Source organism: Alteromonas sp. MTD1, assembly GCF_042848195.1.
Taxonomy (GTDB): Bacteria; Pseudomonadota; Gammaproteobacteria; order Enterobacterales; family Alteromonadaceae; genus Alteromonas.
The window spans coordinates 292080-313195 of sequence record NZ_BTGG01000005.1; the positions used below are offsets into that span (position 1 = coordinate 292080).

Sequence of the window (21116 nt, forward strand, 5' to 3'; positions counted from 1 at the left end):
CATGGAAAAGTTAATGGTGTTATGGGACAGCACAGCGCTGGCCCATTTGGAATCTGGCCAGTTAATTATGATGGCCGTTGGCTTTGGCCTTTTGTACTTAGCCATAGTGAAAAAGTTTGAGCCACTGTTACTGTTACCTATTGGTTTTGGTGCTTTATTGACAAACATTCCGCTTGCAGGGTTTTCTGAAGCAGGTGGTTTGCTGTACTACATCTATAAAATCGGCATCGATACCGGTGTTTTTCCATTGCTCATTTTTATGGGTGTTGGTGCCATGACCGATTTCAGTGCGCTTATTGCCAACCCTAAAATGTTGCTGTTAGGAGCGGCTGCTCAGTTTGGTATATTCGCCACTTTGTTTGGTGCCATTGCGCTTAACTTGGTTCCGGGCTTTGAATTTACGTTAAAAGACGCCAGCGCAATTGCCATTATTGGTGGTGCAGATGGCCCAACCGCTATTTTCTTGGCATCTAGACTTGCACCTGATTTGTTAGGCGCTATCGCAGTGGCGGCGTATTCTTATATGGCGCTGGTTCCCATCATACAGCCCCCGATCATGAAGGCGCTAACCTCGAAAGAAGAGCGTGAAATAAAGATGGGGCAACTGCGTCCGGTGTCACAGCGTGAGAAAATTATATTCCCGTTAGCCGTACTGTTTATGACAATTCTGTTCCTTCCTGCTGCAACACCACTTGTTGGTATGTTTTGTTTTGGTAATTTAATGAAAGAGTGTGGTGTTGTAGACCGCCTAAGCAAAACGGCACAAAACGAGCTAATCAATACCGTAACCATCTTCTTAGGGTTGGCTGTAGGCTCTAAGCTTTCTGCCGAGCAATTTCTTACCGTTGAAACCTTAGGTATTTTAGGCCTAGGTGCAATTGCCTTTGCTATTGGCACGGCTGCAGGCGTGTTGATGGCTAAACTTATGAGTAGACTGACCGGCGGGAGCATTAACCCATTAATTGGTGCAGCAGGCGTTTCTGCGGTGCCTATGGCTGCTCGGGTTGTTAATAAGGTTGGCCTTGAGTCAAACCCTCACAACTTTCTTTTAATGCATGCTATGGGCCCCAACGTTGCGGGTGTTTTAGGTAGCGCTGTAGCTGCGGGGATCCTTTTGGCTCTTGTAGGTTAATGTGATAGGTGAAGTGAGGTAGTTTGGGCGAACATGTCTAGCGAATAGTGTGTTGGGGAACCAACGACTGATAGGCTGATACAAGCTTTTTCGTGCGGCTGTGCTGCGGCCATCTAAACAGGGTTTCTGTTTTACCTTCTTCTACAATTTCACCGTTCTCCATCACAATAATCCTATCGGCAATGTGGCGCACAATCCCCAAGTTGTGACTAATGAAAATGAAGGCTAACCCCAGCTCCTTTTGCAGCTCTAATATTAGGTTAACCGTTTGAGAGCGAATAGACGGATCGAGCGCAGCAAAGGGTTCGTCGGCCACGAGCACTTTAGGCTTCAATACAATGGCTCGAGCTAATGCAACGCGCTGTTGTTGTCCATCAGACAGCATATGCCTGTAGAAGTAATAGTGCTCGCGCAAAAGCCCAACCTTTACCAACATATCCTCTATAATAGGTTTTCGTTCAGCTTCAGATAAGTCTGTGTTTAGCCTTAATGGCTCATCTAGAATTTTGCCAACAGGTACCGCTGGATTCATCGATTCACTGCTGTGCTGCAATATCATACGTATGTCGTGAGTACGCTTTTGCTGGCTATCTTTCGATTGGTATTTTGCTACATATTTATGGGCATTTATTTCTATCTCACCGGCATCGGCGGGCACTGCACCAACGAGCAGCTTGGCTAACAGTGATTTACCTGAGCGGTTTTCACCAATAATAGCAATAGTTTCGCCACGTTTTACGCTTAAATCTACTGGCCCAAGTTGAAAAATCTCAGGCCGCTTTAACCAACGCTTTTTTTCGTTGTGTACAAACGACAGTTGTTTAACTTGCATTATGTCCATTACTGCTTCTCCACATGCAAAGGATAGTGGCAACTGTAGCTATGGTCATGGATACGCCTAACTGCTGGCGTTTGAACGCATGCCCGCTGAGCTCTTGGGCATCTAGGCCCCAATCGACAGCCGATGGGTAAATGTTGTAGCGTGGGTATTGAGCCACCAAGCGTTGGCAAATGGGACTTAGGCGGTAAGTCTTTTCTAAAACTTGGAGCACTGTCCAACAACGCTTGAGTATAAGGGTGCAGCGGGCGCTTTTTAATATGTTTCATTTTGCCCGACTCTACCGTTTGTCCAGCGTACAGTACGGTCATGGAATGGGCCATACTGGCAATTGCAAGTAAGTCGTGGCTAACAAACAAAATAGACAATGACTTAGTTTGATTCAAACGCGTGAACAACTTCAATATTTGCGCTTTTGTTGTCGGCTCCATTCCACGAGTAGGGTCGTCTGCAATAAGCAATTTGGGCTGTGACACTAATGCCATTGCAATCATAAACTTCTGACCAATATCAGCAGGTATTTGATGCGGGTAGGCGCTCAAATAGTGTTTGTGGTGCTTTATACCCACCTTGTGAACGGTGCTGATTGCAATTTTCTTTCGGTGCTGCGCACGCTGCCAAAACCAGCTACCTTCAACAAATTCTTCTGGAATACTCTCTGCTAACTGCTCACCCAATGTCGCTGAGGGGTCTAGGGATGCCTGTGGGTTTTGAAACACCACCGCTATTTCCCTTCGCATTACTTCTCGACGCTGATAGACTGACATGCCAAGCAAGTTTTCGCCATTCCAGCTCATGCGGTCGGCGGTTAAGTGCCATTGGCCAGGAAGTGCGCCACAAATTGCTGACACGATAAGGCTTTTTCCTGAACCCGACTCTCCAACTAGTGCGCGAATTTCGCCACTGCTTACCGATAAGTTAACTTTGTCCAGCGCTTTAATGGTGTTGTCGCCACTACTCATTTCTAACGTAAGGTTTTTAATATCCAACATCGGCATGTTAATGGCTCACTCTTTTTCGTAGTGCAGAACGTAGCCCGTCACCGACGATATTTATCGACAGCACCATTAGGAAAATAGCAGTACCTGGCACAGCAACATTCCACGGTGCCAAATAGGCAGCATCAAGGCCATCAGCCAATATAACACCTAGTTCTGGCAACGGTGACTGTGCCCCTAAGTTCAAAAAGCCTAGCGCTGATATATCAATTACAGCAATTGAAAGCGCTAACGTGCCTTGAACAACCAAAGTCTCAATCATATTAGGTAATATAGAATGTACGAATAGCTGCCATCGGTTTGCACCGTCTAATTTGGACGCAACAATATAGTCTTTTTTCATTTCAGCGCGAACGAAGCTTCGAGTGTGATGTACAAATTGTGGAATTAGCGCAAGCGTAATAGCCCACATGCTGTTTAGAAGGCCTGCTCCTAAGATAGCAACAATAATAATGGCGATCAGCAGAGTAGGAATGGCCATCAATGCATCTAGCAAATGGTTGGCGATACTAGAGCGTACCCCTCGAAGCATACCTGCAAATGTACCTAGGCTTACGCCCACAAGCATTGCAAGCACAACCGTGATAAAAGCAGTACCTAGGGTAATACGGCAGCCATAGATAATGCGCGTAAACAGGTCTCTTCCTAGTGCATCCGTACCAAATAAATGGGAAATAACGCCGTTTGCCGTCCAACTAGGAGGAATGAGCAAGCCATCAATATTTTGTTCTGTTGCATCATAAGGGGTGATAATAGGAGCAAATAATGCGAAAAATACAAAGCACCCCAACATAACAAGACCCACCACCGCAATATGGCTGGATCGGAATGCAGCCCAAGTGCGCTGCCACGGCGATGGGTGAAATTCTTCTTCGTACAAACTAAACTGCGGCATGTTCGTACTTCTCTCTGCTAGGGTCGATAATGCGGTTAAACAAATCTACCAGAATGGTTAAAGTAATAACTAACGTAGATACTGCCATCATACCAATACGTAGCGCGGGATAATCCCGTTGATAGATGGCTTGTATTAGCCAATTACCAATTCCCGGCCAAGAAAACAGTGTTTCAACAATCATTGCATTAGTAATAAGCGTTGTAATTTGAATTGCCATTAAAGGCAAGATAGGTAGCAGTGCATTTCGCAAAATGTGCCGCGTAAAAATTTGCCAGCTCGACAGACCTCTTGATACCGCCGCTGCAATATAGGGCCGGTGTTTAACATCAATAACAGAACGACGCGTTATTCTTATCAAAGACGCTGTAGTAATGGCACCAATGGCGAACGTAGGTAACGCAATGTGCGACAATGCATCTTTAAACGCCAATGATTTATTGTCTAAATCGCTCAACAGCACGTCTACCAGTATAAAGCCAGTTACTCTAGGCACATCGTAAAGCAGGCTTATGCGTCCAGAGAGTGGCGCTGCATCAAGCTGTAAACTGAAAACCAGTATGAGTAACAACGCAAACCAAAACACAGGAAACGAGTAGGTGGTCATGCTAGCACTGTTAAGAATATGGTCGGTGGTAGAGTAGCAACGAATACCAGCGTAATAACCAAGTGGAATACCAACAAAAAGTGCCATTAGCATTGCGTAGGTGGCTAGTTCTATCGTGGCCGGCAATGCAATGCCAACCTCTTCTAGAAGCGGAAGACCCGATGTGAAACTGTATCCCCAATCGCCAACTAACAAGTTGCCCAAGTAATAGAAAAACTGAAGAACCACTGAACTATCGAGCTTAAACTGTCTTTCAAGTGCTTCTCGCTGTGCTTCGTTTTCAGGCACCAGACCGGTTAGGTTTTCAAGCGTATCGCCTGGAAATAAATAGGCCAATGAAAATGACATTATGGCTAGTACTAATAGCGTTAAAACAAGAAGGGTGCAGTATCGGGTTAAAATTTGAATCACAGTGTTTTCTCTACTCCACCGAAGCGAACGCCACCAAATGGATTGATAACAACGCCATTTAATTCTTCTCGATATGCTTGATAGCGGTAAGCGTGTGCAATAGGTACCAAAGGTAGTCGCTCGTAAAGTAACCGGTTTACTTGATGGTAGATTGCAGTTCGTTCGTCGATATCTTCTGTTTGAAGCGCTGCATTTAGCAAGCTATCGTAATCCTCATCACACCACATAGCGCGGTTTGTACCAGAGGGAATAGCACCGCAGCTTAGTAGTGGTCGGTAGAAGTTATCGGGGTCCCCGTTGTCTGCCGACCAGCCTATAAGCACCGAGTCGTGTAACCCGTCTTGTAAATGTCTTCTGAATGTTGCCCAGTCATAACTTACGATAGTGGCTTCAATACCCACATCTTGCAGGTAGCGTTGAATCAGCTCTGCCATTTTAGTTGCGTTTGGGTTATAAGCTCGCTCGACAGGCATTGCCCAAATAGTCATCGAGAACCCTTCGTTCACTCCTGCATTGGCCAAAAGTTGCCTTGCTAGTACAGGGTTGTATGCGGTGTCGTCTGCATCATTTTGAAATGCCCAGCTAGCCGCAGGCAACAACGTTTTGGCACGCGTTGCGCTATCAAAATAAACGGCTTCCAATAAGGTGTTTTTGTCAATTGCAGCGGCAAGAGCTCGTCTTACGTCTGGGTTGTCGAAGGGGGGACGCTGCGTATTAAAGGCCCAAAAGCCAATGTTCAACCCAGGCTTCTCTGCAAGCGTAAGGTCGTTTCGTGCTCGAATTACCTCAAGTTCTGTTTGCGCTGGAAACGCCGTTGCATCACATTCCCCGGTCATAAGTTTGGCTAAGCGTAATGAGCTTCTAGGGGTTATGTCGAATATCAACTGCTGCACGTTCGCTACATCATCATTACTAATGTTGCCATTTAACTGTACGTTATCTTGCCAATTTGCGTCAACATTCGACCTGTTGTCAAAGTCATCAGCGGATGATGCGACGTTGTCGTCACCCCTTAATTCACTCTTGCGCCAATAGTCTTCATGGCGAAGGTACTTTATAAATCTATCTTTTCTGTAGCTTTCAAATTTAAACGGGCCAGTGCCTACAGGCAGAATGTCTATCTTACTTGGACTGCCGGCCTCAAATAATGTGGTTGCATATTCTTGTGAGAGAATAACGGCAAAGTCTGTCGCAAGGTTTGCAAGGAACGACGAATCTCGACGATGCAGTGTGATCTCTACGCGATAACCATTAACCCTCTCCACCGATGCAATATTTTGTGCAAGCCCTAAGCTTTCGAAATAAGGGTAGCGGCCTCCAGACACCGAATGATAGGGGTGTGAGGGCAAGCGCCATCGGTTAATACTAAAAATAACATCGTCGGCGTTAAAGTTGCGGGTGGGCGTAAAATAGTGTGTCTGGTGAAACTTAACGTCTCTGCGTAACTGAAATGCGTATGTTAAGCCATCGTTGGTTACCAGCCAGCTACTAGCTAGGCTGGGTACAATGCGTCCCGAGTCAGGGTCAAAGTCCAGTAATCTATCGTATAACTGATGCGATGTTGCATCCGACGTAGTACTGGAAGTATCTAACTGCGGGTTAAAGGTAACAGGGTTGCTCTCAGAGCAATAAATAATACCTGTATTGTAAAACGCTTTTTTATTTTGTTTCGCACAGGACACAATAAGTAATGCCGTGCATAACGCTACTGTTAAACGCTTTACTACACCGATGTACATACCTTACGCCTCGAATTTCTCTGCGTTTTCCGCAGATGAATCTAACAAGTTGTACTTTTTTAAGTAACCCCTTAGCTGATGGTAGGTCAGGCTTAATTTTTCTGCCGTCTTTTTTTGATTAAACTGACTATCTGCAAGTGCCTGCTTTATCATATCAATCTCGTATTGTTGAGAGCGATCTTTAAGGTCTATGGGATACTCTACAACCTCTGGCGAGGTTACTGATGCTGGAATAGGGGCGTCGTTTTGTGCTTGTGCTTCATTTATTGCCGTGGAAGCAGATGGTATCGTTGATGCTGTTGGGGTAGCATTATCAGTATTTACTCTATCGTTTGTTTTTACACGACCCACAGGGCGATAAGCAGATTCAAATGGGTCTAGCACAATTTCATGCACGGGAAGGTGAGGGTTGTTCGTGCGATAAACCGCTCTTTCAACCACGTTTTTAAGTTCACGTATGTTGCCGGGCCAGTGATAATCTAACAGTGTTCTTTTGGCTTTTTCAGTGAAACCGCTGAACAGCTCCATTTCCATTTCCCGCGCCATATTAATCGCGAAGTTTTCCGCAAGCATCATAATATCTTCACGTCGTTCGCGAAGCGGTGGAATAGTAATAACGTCGAATGCTAAACGGTCGAGTAAGTCTGCGCGAAATTCACCTGCGTCAGCAAGTGCAGGTAAGTCTTCATTTGTTGCTGCTATAAGGCGTACATCAGTTTTTACTGATTTGCTGCCACCAACACGCTCAAATTCACCGTATTCGACGACACGAAGCAGTTTTTCTTGAATAAGGCCTGATGTGTTGGCTAGCTCATCAAGGAACAATGTACCGTTGTGCGCCACTTCAAAACGGCCTTCACGGCGTTTAGATGCGCCAGTAAAGGCGCCAGCCTCATAACCAAACAGTTCACTCTCTAGCAAGCTTTCACTCAGCGCCGCGCAGTTTAACTTTACGTAGTTTTGATCCCATCGCTTAGACAGAAAGTGCAAGCGAGCTGCAATTAGCTCTTTACCTGTGCCTCGTTCTCCAATAACAAGAACCGGTTTATCTAGCGGTGCTATCTGTGAAATTTGCTCTAGCACTTCCAAAAAACTATTGGCTTGTCCTAGCAAATTGTCTTGCTGTCGATACCTACTCATTAAATCCCTCAAAAGTTAGTCATTTCGACCAATTAATAGTGTAGAGCAAAATAATTTGATAAACGAGCATTATTTGTTTTATAAAAAAATGCTTTAAAAGCAGTTGCTTGCGCAATGATTAAAAGTGGCAAGCATATTGTATAGTCTATGCCAAGAGTAACCGTGTTTATCAAACAAGTTGTTATTACAGCTTAGCTAAAGAACAAGAGGTAATTATTATGGGTATCTTCTCGCGTTTCACTGATATTGTGAACTCAAATATAAATGCGCTTTTAGATAAAGCGGAAGATCCTGAAAAAATGGTTCGACTAATTATTCAGGAAATGGAAGACACGCTGGTTGAAGTGCGTTCAGCTTCAGCAAAAACTATTGCGAACAAAAAAGACATTGCTAACCAGATTGCGAAATACGAAAGTGATGCGTCAGACTGGGAAGCGAAAGCGGAGCTTGCGTTAAGCAAAGATCGTGAAGACCTTGCTCGTGCAGCGTTGCAGGAAAAGAAAAAATCGGCAGAGGCTGCAGAAGCCTTAAGCAAAGAGCTGGCTATTGTTGATGAGCAAATTAGCAAACTTCAAGATGAAATAGCACAGCTTCAAGAAAAGCTTGCAGATGCTAAGAGCCGTCAAAAAACGATCATCATGCGCCAAAAAACAGCGAGCTCTCGTTTAGAGGTGAAAAAGACGCTTGATAGCACTAAAGTAGATAATGCTATGGGACGTTTCGAGCAGTACGAGCGCAAAATTGACGATTTAGAATCCCAAGTTGAAGCATACGACTTAGGTAAGAAAACGTTGCAAGATGAGTTTGCTGAATTAGAAGCTAGCGATAAAGTCGATGACGAATTAGCGGCGCTTAAAGCCAAAATTAAAGGTGCAAAAAGTAGCACCGAAAAATCAGAATAATAATAAGTACGGTGCCGCTTTATTACGTGAGAGCGAATAGAGCGGACGCAGATAGGGTTTGTTGGAGAATTTGAGATGGATGAAGGTATCATTGCAATGTTGGTAATGCCGCTGGTTGTGTTCACTATTTTTGTGGCGCCAATCTGGTTAATTTTGCATTACCGCAGCAAAAAGCAAGTCAACCAAGGGCTTAGTGCTGAAGAGTACGCTCAACTTCAAGTCCTAGCCGAGCAAGCTGAAAAGATGAGCGAGCGAATTGAAACGCTAGAAGCCATTTTAGATAGTGAGGCGCCTGAGTGGAGGAACAGAGCATGAGAAATGGAAAGCAGCTCTACCGCGACCCAAGTAATAAGCGTATAGCGGGTGTATGCGCAGGTGTTGCAGACTATTTCGGGCTCGAGACGTGGTTGGTACGAATTCTTGTTGTAACTGGCTTCTTCTTACTAGCTGGGCCTTTCGTGTTGGTGGCTTACGTTGCGGCTTGGTTTATTTTAGATAAAAAACCTGAAGGTTTAGAAACACAAGCGCCAGAGCCTGTTTTCTCGAAAGGCAAAGGGTGGAGAAACCCTAACGCAGGCCAAGTTAAAAGCCCTAAGGTAGAAGTGAAAACGAAGGTTTGGCAAGCAGGCGAACCGCCAAAGCAAGCTTTCCACGATATAAAAAACCGTTTCGCCAAAGCTGAAACACGCTTACGTAAAATGGAAACGTACGTTACGTCTAGAGAGTATCAATTAAATAAAGAAATTAGTCGTCTCTAAGCAATGTACGAAGTATGAAAAGCCGCTTTTTATAAGCGGTTTTTTGTTTTTTTACAATACATTAGCTTGTTGTTGTAAAATATTGGTTACACTCAAAAGTGGGACTTCAAATGTCCTACTACTTTCCGGCGCAACGAATTTCATTAGACTAAAAGGCAAGTTGTTTTTAACACTATTGGTCTTTGAAGTTATGCCAAAATCAACACAGTATCAGTCGAGAGAATCAGACGAGAACGGTCATATTGCATGGTCGGATGAAGAGAACCAAATTTGGTCTGAGCTCTATGCTCGTCAAATCCCACTAGTGAAAGAGCGTGCTTGCCAACAATATCTGGACGGCCTTGATTTGCTGAAGCTCAGCGAAGATAAAATTCCGCAGCTACCAGATATCGACAAAGTGTTGATGGAGAAAACCGGTTGGAAAACGGCAGAAGTGCCAGCCCTAATCAATTTTGGCGAGTTTTTCCGTTTACTTGCGAATAAGCAGTTTCCGGTTGCTACCTTTATCAGAACGCGTGAAGAGTTCGATTATCTTCAAGAGCCTGATATCTTCCACGAGGTGTTCGGGCATTGTCCGTTGTTAACTAATCCAGCGTTCGCTCACTTTACACATACTTACGGAAAGCTAGGGCTTGCGGCGAGTAAAGAAGATCGCGTCTACTTAGCTCGACTTTATTGGTTTACTGTAGAGTTTGGCTTAGTAAGAGCAAACGACGAGTTGAAAATCTACGGCGGCGGCATTCTGTCATCTCCAGGGGAAACAATATACGCATTGGATAGCGATACACCGCTTCGCAACCCCTTAACTGCATTAGATGCACTTAGAACGCCATATCGAATTGATATCATGCAGCCGTTATATTACATACTCCCTGAGTTTGACCATTTATTCGAACTTGCGGAAATGGACATTATGGCGCTGGTTGAAAAAGCGAAGTCATTAGGGTTGTTTTCCCCACTTTTCCCTCCTAAGGAAAAAAAGGCAAGCTAAAGACTTGTTAATTAAATGTGTTTTTTATAGGATGCCGCTCGTTGAAGCGGCATCTTTGTATTAGCCTCTACCTACTACCTCTATCCACCGTTTTGCGTGCTTATTTAACGGTCTGTTACAAATATCATGTTATCTTTTTGTAAAAGTGTGATATCTTGTACAAAATTCTTTACAAGTATCCTATAATACCCTATGCGCTTAGAAATCATTTGCCAGGATCGCTTGGGCATAACCCAAGATGTTTTAGATATTCTGGTTACAAAAGAAATTGACCTTCGTGGTATTGAAATCGATCCAGTGGGAAAAATTTTCCTTAATTTTCCTAATATTGAGTTTGCCGATTTTCAGCACTTAATGCCGCAAATACGCCGCATTGATGGTATTGATGACGTAAAAACAACACTTTTTATGCCCGGAGAGCGCGAGAAAAATCAGTTGTCAGCAATTCTTCGCACGCTTCCAGACCCCGTGTTTTCAATTGATGCAAAGGGGAACATTCTGTTGTGCAATGAAGCGGTTTGCGCAGGCTTGGAAGTGCCGTTTAGTGATATCGAAGGCACCGAAATCAGTGAAGTAGTAAAAGGGTTTAACTTCACTAAATGGATGGATGGGAAATCTCCGGGTCCACAAACGTCAAAAGTAAAATTCATTCAGCAAGACTATTTAGCCGACATGTTACCTATTACGGTTCCTGATGGTGAAAAAAATGGTGAGCAAAATAAAATAATGGCCGGTGCTGTCGTTATTTTAAAATCTGAAATGCGTTTAGGTCAGCAGTTCACCGCGTTTCACCAATCGCCTACAGATAGTTTCGACCGTTTTGTCACCCAGTCTCCTTTTATGAAGAGAGTCGTTCATGAGGCGAAGCGCGTGGCTGACTTAGACGCTCCTATTCTTATCTTCGGTGAAACTGGCACAGGCAAAGAGATGATAGCGAGAGCCTGTCATCAGTCTAGTCGCCGCAGTGAAGGGGCGTTTCTAGCGCTAAACTGTGCATCGTTACCAGATAGCGTAGCCGAAACAGAGTTATTTGGTTACGCCGCTGGCGCATTTAACCAACCGAACGCTAAGTTAGGGCTTCTTGAACAAGCTAAAGGGGGCACGCTTCTATTAGACGAAATTGCTGATATGTCGTCTCAGCTTCAGGCCAAGCTATTGCGCGTTTTGGAAGATGGGGAGTTTAGGCGCGTGGGTGATGCTTCACCTGTTAAAGTTGACGTACGCTTTATTTGCACCACCTGTCGTGATTTAGGACAGCTTGTTGAAGAGGGGCGCTTTAGGAAAGAGCTTTACTACAGACTAAATGTATTAAGCCTTGTTATGCCAAGTTTGAAAGATCGCCGCCAAGACATCGTGCCGTTAGCGGAGTCGTTTATTATTCAGCACAGTACAAAATTGGGACGACGTCCGGCTAAATTAAGCAAATCGTGTGTCGATTTCCTACAGCAATACCCATGGCCTGGAAATGTAAGGCAGCTACAAAATGCACTTTATCGAGCGTTATCGCTGTTAGATGGTAAAGAAATTACCAAAGAAGACATTCAGCTTCCAAGCTGTGCGCCAAGCGTTACCTATATTGACGAGAATTTTGATGGCACCCTAGATGAAGAAGTGAAGAAGTTTGAAAAAGATTTGCTTAAACGTCTTTATCCCTCCTATCCAAGTACGCGCCAGCTCGCTAAAAAATTGGGCCTCAGCCATACTGCGATTGCCAATAAACTGCGCGAGTACGGTATTAACAAAGCCACGGTCAAACTCTAGCGAGTAAGCTGTTTTCGAGCCCCATAAAGGTGTCTTTTAGCGTGTTGCGTTTTATTTACAATGCGCCAGAAGACACCAGTATTAGGGGCTGTCGCACACTTACAGTGACCTATTTGTACACGCTTTCTTACAGCCACTAAAAACTTCGTTCGCTACACACTTCTCATTGCCTACAGTCTAATGGCATAACTATACATAGCTATTTTTCAAATCGCTCTAACTGGCTGCCTACCGACCATAGATTTACTAACATGCTGGCCAGCGCATTGCGTGCCAAGGCTAAGGCTGTCAAAGCGTATCGACGCAAACAAGAGCACAAAAATATTTCGAGGAAAGAGACATGAAGTTAGCAACATATAAAAATGATACTCGCGACGGCTGCCTAATGGTGGTGTCACGTGACCTTTCTCGAGCATGCAGTGCACAAGACATTGCTAGAACCATGCAAGAGGCCTTGGATAACTGGCAAGAAATTTCTCCTCAGTTGCAAATGCGTTATCAGCAGCTCAACAACAATGAGTGTGAAAGTGTTGCATTTGATACCACACGTTGTGAATCACCACTTCCTCGCGCTTACCAGTGGGCCGACGGCAGTGCGTATGTAAATCACGTTGAGTTAGTGAGAAAAGCACGTGGTGCCGAAATGCCAGAAAGCTTCTGGACAGACCCGCTAATGTATCAAGGTGGCTCGGACGACTTCATTGGTCCTAACGACGATATTATTTTACCAAGCGATGATTGGGGTATCGACTTTGAAGGGGAAGTTGCCGTCGTAACAGACGATGTACCAATGGCGTGTACGTCTCAACAGGCAGCAGAACGTATTCGTCTTATTATGCTAGTAAATGATGTTTCATTACGTGGCCTTATTCCGGGTGAGTTAGCAAAAGGTTTTGGCTTTTTCCAATCGAAACCTGCATCAAGCTTTTCCCCTGTTGCGGTAACACCAGACGAACTTGGTGATGCTTGGCAAGACAGCAAAGTGCATTTGCCGTTGCGTTCAACGTATAACGGTGAGCTGTTTGGGAAGCCAGAGGCAGGGCAAGATATGACGTTCGACTTTGGCGAATTGGTTGCGCACGCTGCTAAGAGCAGAAATCTTGGCGCAGGTGCTATTATTGGTTCTGGTACCGTATCTAATAAGCAAGGCACTGACCACGGGTCAGCTATATCAGAGGGCGGTTTAGGTTATTCATGCATCGCCGAAGTGCGTATGATTGAAACTATTCGCGATGGCAAGCCAGCTACGCCATTTATGCAGTTCGGTGATAGAATTCGTATTGAGATGATGGATAAAGACGGCAACAGTGTTTTTGGTGCAATAGAGCAGCAAGTAAAGCCGCTTAACTAATACACAGATAGGTATAACAGTATGAGTTTGAAATTGTATGGCTACTGGCGATCAACAGCATCTTATCGCGTAAGAATAGCGTTAAACCTGAAAGGCGTGCAGTACGAGTATGTACCGGTTCATCTTGTTAAAGAGGGCGGTGAACAGCACGCTGAGCCATACTCTCGACTTAATCCTGCACACCTTGTACCTACTTTGGTCGATGAAGATGAGGATATTATACTTAACCAATCTTTATCGATCATTGAATACATTGACGAACGTTTCGACAGCGCGCCTAGACTTGTACCTGAACACAAAACCGAGCGCGCCAGAGTAAGAGCGCTTGCTCAGGATATTGCGTGCGACATCCAACCTCTTGGAAACCTGCGGGTACTTAATGCGCTTAAAGGCTCATTTGATGCGCAGCAAGAGGACGTGCAGCGCTGGGCTGCACATTGGATCTCGTTGGGCTTTGACGGCATCGAGCAGCGTCTTCAAACACAAGCTGGTAAGTACTGTTTTGACTTTGACGTTACACTTGCTGACGTTTGTTTAATACCTCAGGTATACAATGCGAAGCGTTTCAACTTAGATATGAACAAGTACCCACTGATTAGTAAGATAGCGGATAACTGTAATGCGCTTGAAGCGTTTGAAAAAGCCAAGCCTGAAAATCAGATTGATGCGAGCTAGTTGATGTAGAAAAGCAAAGGTTAATTGCCTAAGTATGTTGTAAGAAGCGAGATAATTTGAAAGGCCGCAGTTGAATGCGGCCTTTTTTGTGCTGTCTTTATACTGTGAAAAGCGCTACTGGCGTTTTATGGGCAATTCAGTGGTGTTTTTCACCTGTTTCAGGGCAAACGTTGAACTTAGGTGGTCAACCAATGGCAGGTGAGTAAGCTTCGTTTTTAATAGAAATTCGTACTCTTCGATGCTTTCTACAATAACTTTCAGCAGATAGTCTTTTTCACCACTTGTTGTGTGACACTCAACTATTTCATCAATATTTTGAACGGCATTTTCAAAGTCAGTTAACGAATCGCCATCGTGGTTTTTAAGCGTAACGTAAATAAAAACAGACACGCCTAGATTTAGTTTTTTATTATTAAGCAGCGTCACTTTACCTAAAATGATGCCGTCGGCCTCCATCCGCTTTACGCGACGCCAACAAGGAGTATGTGATAATCCTACTCGTTGACTTAAGTCGGCCATTGATACTGTGGCGTCTTGCTGTAGGACACGCAAGATCTCACGGTCGAATTTATCCAATTTCATGAACACTGATTCCGTCGTTTTTATGATGTTTATTATATATAAAAATAAATCCTAGGACAGATGTCCTAGTAAAATAGTATTCAATTCCTTTGCGTTTCAGTTTGTAAATTTCATTAACAAACTTTGCAACGCCTGTCCTCAAAATATTCAGCTAACATTGCAGTCAACTTAGGGTCTTTCCAAATACATCGAATGGTAGGGAAGGACTTCACCCAAATCACTACAGTTATAATAGGGAATGTATGTCAGTTTTCGATCATTCAGAGTTCGATAATCACGAGCATGTCGCGTTTTATCACGATAAAGAAGCGGGCCTTAGTGCCATTATTGCTGTACACAATACGAATTTAGGCCCCGCGCTTGGCGGCTGCCGCATGTGGCCATACGTCAATAGTAGCGAAGCCCTTACAGATGTTCTTCGTTTGTCGAAAGGCATGACCTACAAAGCGGCGATGGCAAACTTAAAATTGGGTGGCGGAAAATCTGTGATTATCGGTGACCCACGCAAAGCCAAAACCCCGGAAATGATGAAAGCAATGGGCAAATTTGTTGAGTCATTAGGCGGCAAGTATTTCACAGCAGAAGACTCTGGTATTGCGGTTACCGACCTTCAAACAATGGCTACTGAATCTGACTACATTGCTGGCGTTAACGCAAAATATCACTATGCCGGTGAAGTACCAGATGGAAATCCAGCTCCATCAACTGCCTATGGCGTGTTTGTTGGCTTGAAGGCAACAGTTGAGTACGGCCTAAAACGCAGCTTAGATGGTGTATCAGTTGCTATTCAAGGAATGGGGCATGTTGGCTATCGACTGGCCAAACACCTGCATGATCACGGTGCAAAACTGTATGTTGCCGACATTTACCCTGAAGGCGTTGAAAAAGCGGTAGCTGAACTTGGCGCAACAGCTGTAGCACCGGAGGAGATTCTTAGTTTGGATGTTGATGTACTAGCGCCATGTGCATTGGGTGCGGCAATCAACGACCAAACGCTGCCGGATATCAAAGCAAAAGTTATTGCGGGGGCTGCAAATAACCAGCTTGCGCGAGAAGACATTGGCGAACTACTGCAGCAGCGCGGTATTTTGTATGCGCCTGATTACGTTATCAATGCAGGTGGTGTTATCGATATCTTCCACCAACGCATGGAATCAAGCTCAAACGAAGCAATGCGCGCACATATTGAACAAATCGGCGATACGCTGAAAGAAATTTATACGCGTGCTGAAAGCGAAGGAGCCGCTACCAATCGCGTGGCGAACGTAATTGCTGAAGAGAGATTTTCGATTAAGGGTTGAAAACCATTAATCAAATAGTCATAATGCGCCCCGCACTTAAGCAGGGCCTATGACTTTGTTTTAGTCGCATTTTTCTATGGTGGGCTTTTGGTCCTCCCGCAATGATACTCTGTGAACCCGGTCAGGCCTGGAAGGGAGCAGCCGCAGCAGACGACTCATGTGCCGGGATGTGGCTGGGGGCCCGCCACCCAAACCCCCTTTTGGTATTTCTATTCCAGCCCAAAGCTACTTCGAATTCTTGGTATCATCCAAAAACTTAAGCGCTTTCTGGATAGCGTGCTCAACGTTCATTTCCATTTGTCTTCGTTCGCTTTGCGGCAAATAAAATGCCATATCAACTTCGTAACGAATGTAACGTGGGGGTACTTGGTTTAGCGCCAAGCAACACAAATCTGCTAGATAGTCAGCGTCGTTTGTCTTATCTAACCCTAGGCTGCTTATTCTTTCTAAGACCAGATGCTCATAATAATTATGGATATCGTCATCGAGTTTCATGCACTTACCCTTTTCCTTTTTTCTTATGCCTTCTTGAGCGTGTTGACCTTTGCAGCAAAAATGTACCGCAAAAATCCATACTCTCTAACCATAGCGCTATTGGATAGTTTTTTATACATAAAAGTACAAACTTGTTAACACTTGAAATCTGCTTCTGTTTAAAAGGTATAGCGCGAATTCTGTGGTTGTCGAGCAGGTGGTGATAGAATCATGAAATTAAAAAGTAGTTGAAGAATATTTTAAAACTGAAGGCGAGAACATGAAGAAAAATATCGAGCCATGCTATTACGGTGATTACCTACACCTAGACAAAGTGTTAGGAGCGCAAGAATTACAGAGTGTGAAGTACGGTGAACCTGCTCACGAAGAAATGCTGTTCATCATAGTGCATCAAGTGTATGAGTTGTGGTTTAAACAAGTACTTCACGAATTAAATGCGGTTATCGATACGTTTAATCAAGATACGGTCAAAGACCAGCAGCTTACTCAAGTTGTCCATCGTCTACATCGGGTTATACAAATTCAGCGTTTAATGAATGACCAAATCGCTATTATGGAAACCATGACACCACAACAGTTTCTTTCTTTCAGAGACTATTTAGTACCAGCGTCTGGTTTTCAGAGTATTCAGTTTAAACGGCTTGAAATCTCACTGGGCTTGAAACGTGAGTTTAGAATCGACTTCGATAAGCAAAGTTTTTATAACCGCCTAAACGAAAATGACCGTGCCTTACTAGAGGGCCTCGAAGAAAAACCAAGCTTATTCGACCTAGTAGATAAATGGCTATCAAGAATGCCTTTGCTGAAAACCGATGACTTTGACTTTTGGCAGTACTACAAAACTGCAGCAGACAGTATGCTGCAAGATGACCATCACACTATTACCACCAACACCATGCTATCTGATGTTGAAAAACGTCAGGAGCTAAACGATTGGCAATCAACTAAAGAGAATTTCGATGCGCTGTTTGATGATGAGCAATATCAACAATTATTGAAAGAAGGAAAGTTTAGGTTAAGCCATGAAGCCTTGTTGTCGGCATTGTTTATTAAACAGTATTCAGAAGAGCCTATTTTCAATCTACCATTTCAGCTAATTACTGCGCTTACAGAAATTGACGAGCAACTTACCATATGGCGATACCGTCACGCTATGATGGTGCAGCGTATGCTAGGAACAAAAATTGGCACTGGTGGCTCATCTGGACATCATTATTTGAAGAAAACCACAGAGTCGAATCGCATCTTTCTTGACTTCTTTAACATGGCAACATTCTTATTGCCTAAAACTGCATTGCCTGACTTACCAGAATCAATAAAACGAAAACTTGGATTTTTCCTACAGTAAAAAGCGAGCTTGAAAGTAATCAGTGAAATTACGAATTATTCTTCTTCGCACCTCTCGGACACTGAGTATGAGAAAAATCATATTTTGTTACTACGAAAGTATAGAGAGGTGTTTACCAACCGGTGAAGTACAAAAAACAGCCGATAAAATGCGTCTTTTGTAAATAATCCGTGAATTGTAAGTTAATATTTACGGATTGTTGAAAAAAATAGAAAAAAAAATGAACTTTTGAAACCCAGCCGTCTGATCCCAGTTGACCCTTCACTCTTGTTGTGGTTATTATCAAAGTGAGGCTTCGACCTTACTAATAATAATTCGTTTTAAACGATTTAAGAAACACACACTAAAGAGTTAGTGGTCCAGGGAGACAATACATGTTTACAAACTCTAAGCTGGCTAAGTCAGTGAAGTTAGCGTGCGCATTCGGTGCTGCATCAACAATCGGCTTCACTGGTGCAGTTAACGCACAGGAAACCGAAGAAGCAGCTGACGCTGTTGAGAAAATCGAGGTAACAGGTTCACGTATCCGTCGTACTGACATCGAAGGTGCGAACCCAGTTACAGTAATGTCACGCGTTGACATTGAAAGATTCGGTGTTACGTCAATCGGTGACGTTCTTCAAGCAATTCCTTCAGCAGGTTCTGCTATCAACACCAACAATAACAACGGTGGTAATGGTACAACTACTATTAACATCCGTGGTATTGGTTCAAACCGTACACTAGTTCTTGTTAACGGTAAGCGTTGGGCACCAGGCCTTGGCGGTTCTGTTGACCTTAACAACATCCCTGCTGCAATCATCGAGCGTATCGAAGTACTTAAAGACGGTGCTTCTGCGGTATACGGTTCTGACGCAATCGCTGGTGTTGTAAACATCATTACTCGTCAAGACTTTGAAGGCGTTCAAGCGTCTGCTTACATCGGTGAGTGGGACGAAGGCGACGGTAACAAAGAGCAGTGGGACATTGGTTTCGGTACTGCTAACGACAAAGGTAACGTATACTTCAACATCTCTTACGTTGAAGAAGAGCCAACACTAGCGGGCGACCGTGAAATCTCTGCTGTTCCAGTATTTGGTACGCCAGTGGGCTTCGGTGGTTCATCAGCTCCACCTCAAGGTCGTTTCTTCACATTCGGTCAAGATGGTTCTGCTAACAACCTTCAAGGTGACAGCAACGGTGGTCTAGAGCCATGGGTTGAGCCTACAAGCCGCTTCAACTTTGCGCCGTTTAACTACCTTTCTACACCACAAGAAAGAACGAACATCTATACTCAGGCACGTTACGAGCTAACTGATAACGTATCTGTAAACGTAACTGGTTTCTACGGCAACCGTAAGTCAGAGCAGGCGCTTGCACCTACTCCACTATTCATCGGTACTGCGTTTGGTGACACTGGTTTCACACTTTCTGCAAACAACCCATTCAACCCATTTGGTGTTGACGTAACTACTGACCAAGACGTTCTTGATGCAAACCCAGACGCACAAGAAATGTTCTTATTCGGTCGTCGTATGATGGAAGCAGGCTTCCGTAGCTTTAAGCAAAACGTTGACCAATTCCAGTTCAACGGTGGTTTTGACGGTGTTATCGAATTTGCTGACCGTGAATTCTTCTGGGATGTGAACTACACATACGCAGACATCACGCAGAACACGTCTACAGATGGTCTACTTAACATGGACCGCGTTGCGCAAGCAATCGGCGATCCAGCAAACTGTACTGGCGACTGTGTTCCACTAAACCTATTTGGCGGTGCTCCTGAAGTAATAGGTGAAGGTACAATTACGCAAGAAATGCTTGATTACATCACGTTCACTGCGCAGGACGAGCTAAACTCTTCATTAGAAAGCTACACAGCTAACATCTCTGGTGAAGTATTTGAACTTCCAGCTGGTTACCTAGCATTCGCTGCGGGTTATGAGAAGCGCTGGCAGTCAGGTTACGATCAGCCAGATGCAATCATCGCAGCAGGTATCACTTCTGGTAACGCACGTCTTCCTACCTCTGGTGCGTTCAGTGTTGAAGAAGCGTACCTAGAGCTTGCAGTTCCTCTACTTTCAGATATGCCTGGCGTAGAGCAACTAGACCTAGAACTTGCTACTCGTTACTCTGATTACAGCAACTTCGGTGACACGACTAACTCTAAAGTTGGTCTTAAGTGGCGCATCAACGACGACCTATTAGTACGTGGTACTTGGTCTGAGGCATTCCGTGCTCCGTCACTAACTGAATTGTTTAGCGGTAACAGCGACGCATTCCCACCACTAACGGATCCATGTAACGGCGGTGCTGCTGCTAACCCAACCCTACCAGGATGTGCGGGTATTCCAGCAACATATACACAGCCAAACTCTCAGATTCGTATCACAACTGGTGGTAACGCAAATCTAGAAGCTGAGGAAGCAGAAAGCTTTACATACGGTTTTGTATACTCTCCAGAAGCAATTGAAGGCCTATCAATCACGTTTGACGTGTTTGATATTGAAGTTGACAACGCTGTATCTTCAGTAGGTGCGCAAACCATCCTTAATGCGTGTGCTGAGACAGGTGAGACACTTTGTTCCCTAATCACTCGTGGTTCAGGCGGTAACGTTGTTGACCTATTCAACGGTCAAATCAACCTTGGTGGTCAAACTACTTCTGGTTTCGATTACAACGTTGCGTACAACTTCGAAACTGAATACGGTGATTTCCGTGTGAACTGGGACGGTACATACATTGATGAGCGTTCACTAATCGTTGTTGACCCTGTAAGCGGTACTTCAGAGACCTTCAACGATGCAGGTCAAGCAGGCGACCGTGATGTTGTTCCACGTCTACGTACTAACTTGTCAGTTACTTGGAACTACGACGATTGGACAGCTAACTGGCTAATGCGTTACATCGGTAACACTACAGAGCGTTGTCAGATTGACGGTGGTGATCTTGACCAGCAACTATGTAGCGACCCAAGTGCAGAAGTGGGCGGCGATAGCTTCAACGAGCTAGAAGCAATGGCTTACCACGATGTATCACTAGGCTATGCAGTTAACGATAACCTACGTATCACTGTTGGTGTTAACAACCTGTTCAACACTGACCCAGAAGTATCATACTCGACGTTTGCTAACAGCTTCGACCCGTCAATGTATGAAGTACCTGGACAATTCTTCTACTCTCGCGTAAACGTGAACTTCTAATAGAAGTGTA

Annotated in this window: 19 protein-coding genes and 1 other RNA gene; 12 read left to right on the forward strand and 8 right to left on the reverse strand. The window is 44.4% G+C overall.

Annotated elements, in window-relative coordinates; all coding sequences use genetic code 11:
* Position 1 precedes the first annotated feature (1 nt).
* Positions 2-1132: a sodium ion-translocating decarboxylase subunit beta gene (locus ACGHAV_RS08905; RefSeq protein ID WP_390379265.1), complete on the forward strand. Its 1131-nt coding sequence runs from the start codon at positions 2-4 to the stop codon at positions 1130-1132.
* A gap of 37 nt (positions 1133-1169) precedes the next feature.
* Here ACGHAV_RS08905 and ACGHAV_RS08910 read toward each other — a convergent pair whose 3' ends face one another.
* Genes ACGHAV_RS08910 through pspF form a run of 6 tightly spaced genes read right to left on the reverse strand, consistent with a single transcriptional unit; the run spans position 1170 to position 7760 of the window.
* The gene (locus tag ACGHAV_RS08910) at positions 1170-1973 is read right to left on the reverse strand and encodes an ATP-binding cassette domain-containing protein (RefSeq protein ID WP_334012843.1); all 804 of its coding nucleotides are present in this window, start codon (positions 1971-1973) and stop codon (positions 1170-1172) included.
* A complete protein-coding gene (locus tag ACGHAV_RS08915; RefSeq protein WP_390379269.1) occupies positions 1973-2968 on the reverse strand; it encodes an oligopeptide/dipeptide ABC transporter ATP-binding protein in 996 nt (331 codons plus the stop codon). Before ACGHAV_RS08915 ends, ACGHAV_RS08910 begins: the two co-directional genes overlap by 1 nt.
* Position 2969: 1 nt before the next feature.
* Positions 2970-3863 carry an ABC transporter permease subunit gene (locus ACGHAV_RS08920; RefSeq protein ID WP_390379272.1) on the reverse strand — a complete coding sequence of 298 codons (894 nt, stop codon included), beginning with the start codon at positions 3861-3863 and terminating at the stop codon, positions 2970-2972.
* A complete protein-coding gene (locus ACGHAV_RS08925; protein ID WP_390379274.1) occupies positions 3850-4881 on the reverse strand; it encodes an ABC transporter permease subunit in 1032 nt (343 codons plus the stop codon). Before ACGHAV_RS08925 ends, ACGHAV_RS08920 begins: the two co-directional genes overlap by 14 nt.
* Positions 4878-6620 carry an ABC transporter substrate-binding protein gene (locus ACGHAV_RS08930; protein WP_390379277.1) on the reverse strand — a complete coding sequence of 581 codons (1743 nt, stop codon included), beginning with the start codon at positions 6618-6620 and terminating at the stop codon, positions 4878-4880. Before ACGHAV_RS08930 ends, ACGHAV_RS08925 begins: the two co-directional genes overlap by 4 nt.
* A 3-nt stretch (positions 6621-6623) precedes the next feature.
* Positions 6624-7760 (reverse strand): phage shock protein operon transcriptional activator, encoded by a 1137-nt coding sequence (gene pspF / locus ACGHAV_RS08935; protein ID WP_390379281.1) that lies wholly within the window; start codon positions 7758-7760, stop codon positions 6624-6626.
* A gap of 218 nt (positions 7761-7978) precedes the next feature.
* Here pspF and pspA point away from each other — a divergent pair, with 218 nt between their 5' ends.
* The 7 genes from pspA (at position 7979) to maiA (ending at position 14198) form a co-directional block, all read left to right on the forward strand.
* Positions 7979-8662, forward strand: coding sequence for a phage shock protein PspA (gene pspA, locus ACGHAV_RS08940; protein ID WP_334012850.1), 684 nt, complete (start codon positions 7979-7981; stop codon positions 8660-8662).
* 75 nt (positions 8663-8737) lie between these two features.
* Entirely contained in the window at positions 8738-8977 is a 240-nt protein-coding gene (gene pspB, locus ACGHAV_RS08945) for an envelope stress response membrane protein PspB (RefSeq protein ID WP_334012851.1), read from the forward strand.
* The gene (pspC, locus tag ACGHAV_RS08950) at positions 8974-9420 is read left to right on the forward strand and encodes an envelope stress response membrane protein PspC (RefSeq protein WP_390379285.1); all 447 of its coding nucleotides are present in this window, start codon (positions 8974-8976) and stop codon (positions 9418-9420) included. Before pspB ends, pspC begins: the two co-directional genes overlap by 4 nt.
* Positions 9421-9610: 190 nt before the next feature.
* Positions 9611-10411 carry a phenylalanine 4-monooxygenase gene (gene phhA, locus ACGHAV_RS08955; protein WP_390379288.1) on the forward strand — a complete coding sequence of 267 codons (801 nt, stop codon included), beginning with the start codon at positions 9611-9613 and terminating at the stop codon, positions 10409-10411.
* 192 nt (positions 10412-10603) lie between these two features.
* Entirely contained in the window at positions 10604-12172 is a 1569-nt protein-coding gene (gene tyrR, locus ACGHAV_RS08960; RefSeq protein WP_390379291.1) for a transcriptional regulator TyrR, read from the forward strand.
* Between the two features lie 340 nt (positions 12173-12512).
* Positions 12513-13523, forward strand: coding sequence for a fumarylacetoacetate hydrolase family protein (locus tag ACGHAV_RS08965; RefSeq protein WP_390379294.1), 1011 nt, complete (start codon positions 12513-12515; stop codon positions 13521-13523).
* A gap of 21 nt (positions 13524-13544) precedes the next feature.
* Positions 13545-14198, forward strand: a complete 654-nt coding sequence (gene maiA, locus ACGHAV_RS08970) for a maleylacetoacetate isomerase (protein ID WP_334012858.1) — start codon at positions 13545-13547, stop codon at positions 14196-14198.
* A 114-nt stretch (positions 14199-14312) separates the two neighbouring features.
* Here the strand turns inward: maiA and ACGHAV_RS08975 are convergent, their stop codons facing one another.
* Entirely contained in the window at positions 14313-14780 is a 468-nt protein-coding gene (locus tag ACGHAV_RS08975) for an Lrp/AsnC family transcriptional regulator (protein ID WP_131092592.1), read from the reverse strand.
* Positions 14781-15022: 242 nt separating this feature from the next.
* Between ACGHAV_RS08975 and ACGHAV_RS08980 the strand changes: the two genes are divergently transcribed.
* Positions 15023-16081, forward strand: coding sequence for a Glu/Leu/Phe/Val dehydrogenase dimerization domain-containing protein (locus ACGHAV_RS08980; protein WP_390379298.1), 1059 nt, complete (start codon positions 15023-15025; stop codon positions 16079-16081).
* An 85-nt stretch (positions 16082-16166) separates the two neighbouring features.
* Positions 16167-16263: signal recognition particle sRNA small type (gene ffs, locus ACGHAV_RS08985), an RNA gene on the forward strand.
* Between the two features lie 43 nt (positions 16264-16306).
* On the opposite strand, the gene ACGHAV_RS08990 is transcribed toward ffs, so the two are convergent.
* Positions 16307-16576, reverse strand: a complete 270-nt coding sequence (locus ACGHAV_RS08990) for a late competence development ComFB family protein (protein WP_334012862.1) — start codon at positions 16574-16576, stop codon at positions 16307-16309.
* 259 nt (positions 16577-16835) lie between these two features.
* Here ACGHAV_RS08990 and ACGHAV_RS08995 point away from each other — a divergent pair, with 259 nt between their 5' ends.
* Together ACGHAV_RS08995 and ACGHAV_RS09000 are read left to right on the forward strand one after the other, a co-directional pair.
* A complete protein-coding gene (locus tag ACGHAV_RS08995) occupies positions 16836-17924 on the forward strand; it encodes a tryptophan 2,3-dioxygenase family protein (RefSeq protein WP_390379302.1) in 1089 nt (362 codons plus the stop codon).
* 374 nt (positions 17925-18298) lie between these two features.
* Positions 18299-21106 carry a TonB-dependent receptor gene (locus ACGHAV_RS09000; RefSeq protein WP_390379305.1) on the forward strand — a complete coding sequence of 936 codons (2808 nt, stop codon included), beginning with the start codon at positions 18299-18301 and terminating at the stop codon, positions 21104-21106.
* The last annotated feature ends 10 nt before the right edge of the window (positions 21107-21116 follow it).

Excerpts from the sequence above, each read along its gene's own strand:
- ACGHAV_RS08905 (WP_390379265.1), top strand. The coding sequence starts at position 2 with ATGGAAAAGTTAATGGTGTTATGGGACAGCACAGCGCTGGCCCATTTG.
- ACGHAV_RS08910 (WP_334012843.1), bottom strand. The coding sequence starts at position 1,973 with ATGGACATAATGCAAGTTAAACAACTGTCGTTTGTACACAACGAAAAA.
- ACGHAV_RS08915 (WP_390379269.1), bottom strand. The coding sequence starts at position 2,968 with ATGCCGATGTTGGATATTAAAAACCTTACGTTAGAAATGAGTAGTGGC.
- ACGHAV_RS08920 (WP_390379272.1), bottom strand. The coding sequence starts at position 3,863 with ATGCCGCAGTTTAGTTTGTACGAAGAAGAATTTCACCCATCGCCGTGG.
- ACGHAV_RS08930 (WP_390379277.1), bottom strand. The coding sequence starts at position 6,620 with ATGTACATCGGTGTAGTAAAGCGTTTAACAGTAGCGTTATGCACGGCA.
- pspF (WP_390379281.1), bottom strand. The coding sequence starts at position 7,760 with ATGAGTAGGTATCGACAGCAAGACAATTTGCTAGGACAAGCCAATAGT.
- pspA (WP_334012850.1), top strand. The coding sequence starts at position 7,979 with ATGGGTATCTTCTCGCGTTTCACTGATATTGTGAACTCAAATATAAAT.
- pspB (WP_334012851.1), top strand. The coding sequence starts at position 8,738 with ATGGATGAAGGTATCATTGCAATGTTGGTAATGCCGCTGGTTGTGTTC.
- pspC (WP_390379285.1), top strand. The coding sequence starts at position 8,974 with ATGAGAAATGGAAAGCAGCTCTACCGCGACCCAAGTAATAAGCGTATA.
- phhA (WP_390379288.1), top strand. The coding sequence starts at position 9,611 with ATGCCAAAATCAACACAGTATCAGTCGAGAGAATCAGACGAGAACGGT.
- tyrR (WP_390379291.1), top strand. The coding sequence starts at position 10,604 with ATGCGCTTAGAAATCATTTGCCAGGATCGCTTGGGCATAACCCAAGAT.
- ACGHAV_RS08965 (WP_390379294.1), top strand. The coding sequence starts at position 12,513 with ATGAAGTTAGCAACATATAAAAATGATACTCGCGACGGCTGCCTAATG.
- maiA (WP_334012858.1), top strand. The coding sequence starts at position 13,545 with ATGAGTTTGAAATTGTATGGCTACTGGCGATCAACAGCATCTTATCGC.
- ACGHAV_RS08975 (WP_131092592.1), bottom strand. The coding sequence starts at position 14,780 with ATGAAATTGGATAAATTCGACCGTGAGATCTTGCGTGTCCTACAGCAA.
- ACGHAV_RS08980 (WP_390379298.1), top strand. The coding sequence starts at position 15,023 with ATGTCAGTTTTCGATCATTCAGAGTTCGATAATCACGAGCATGTCGCG.
- ACGHAV_RS08990 (WP_334012862.1), bottom strand. The coding sequence starts at position 16,576 with ATGAAACTCGATGACGATATCCATAATTATTATGAGCATCTGGTCTTA.
- ACGHAV_RS08995 (WP_390379302.1), top strand. The coding sequence starts at position 16,836 with ATGAAGAAAAATATCGAGCCATGCTATTACGGTGATTACCTACACCTA.
- ACGHAV_RS09000 (WP_390379305.1), top strand. The coding sequence starts at position 18,299 with ATGTTTACAAACTCTAAGCTGGCTAAGTCAGTGAAGTTAGCGTGCGCA.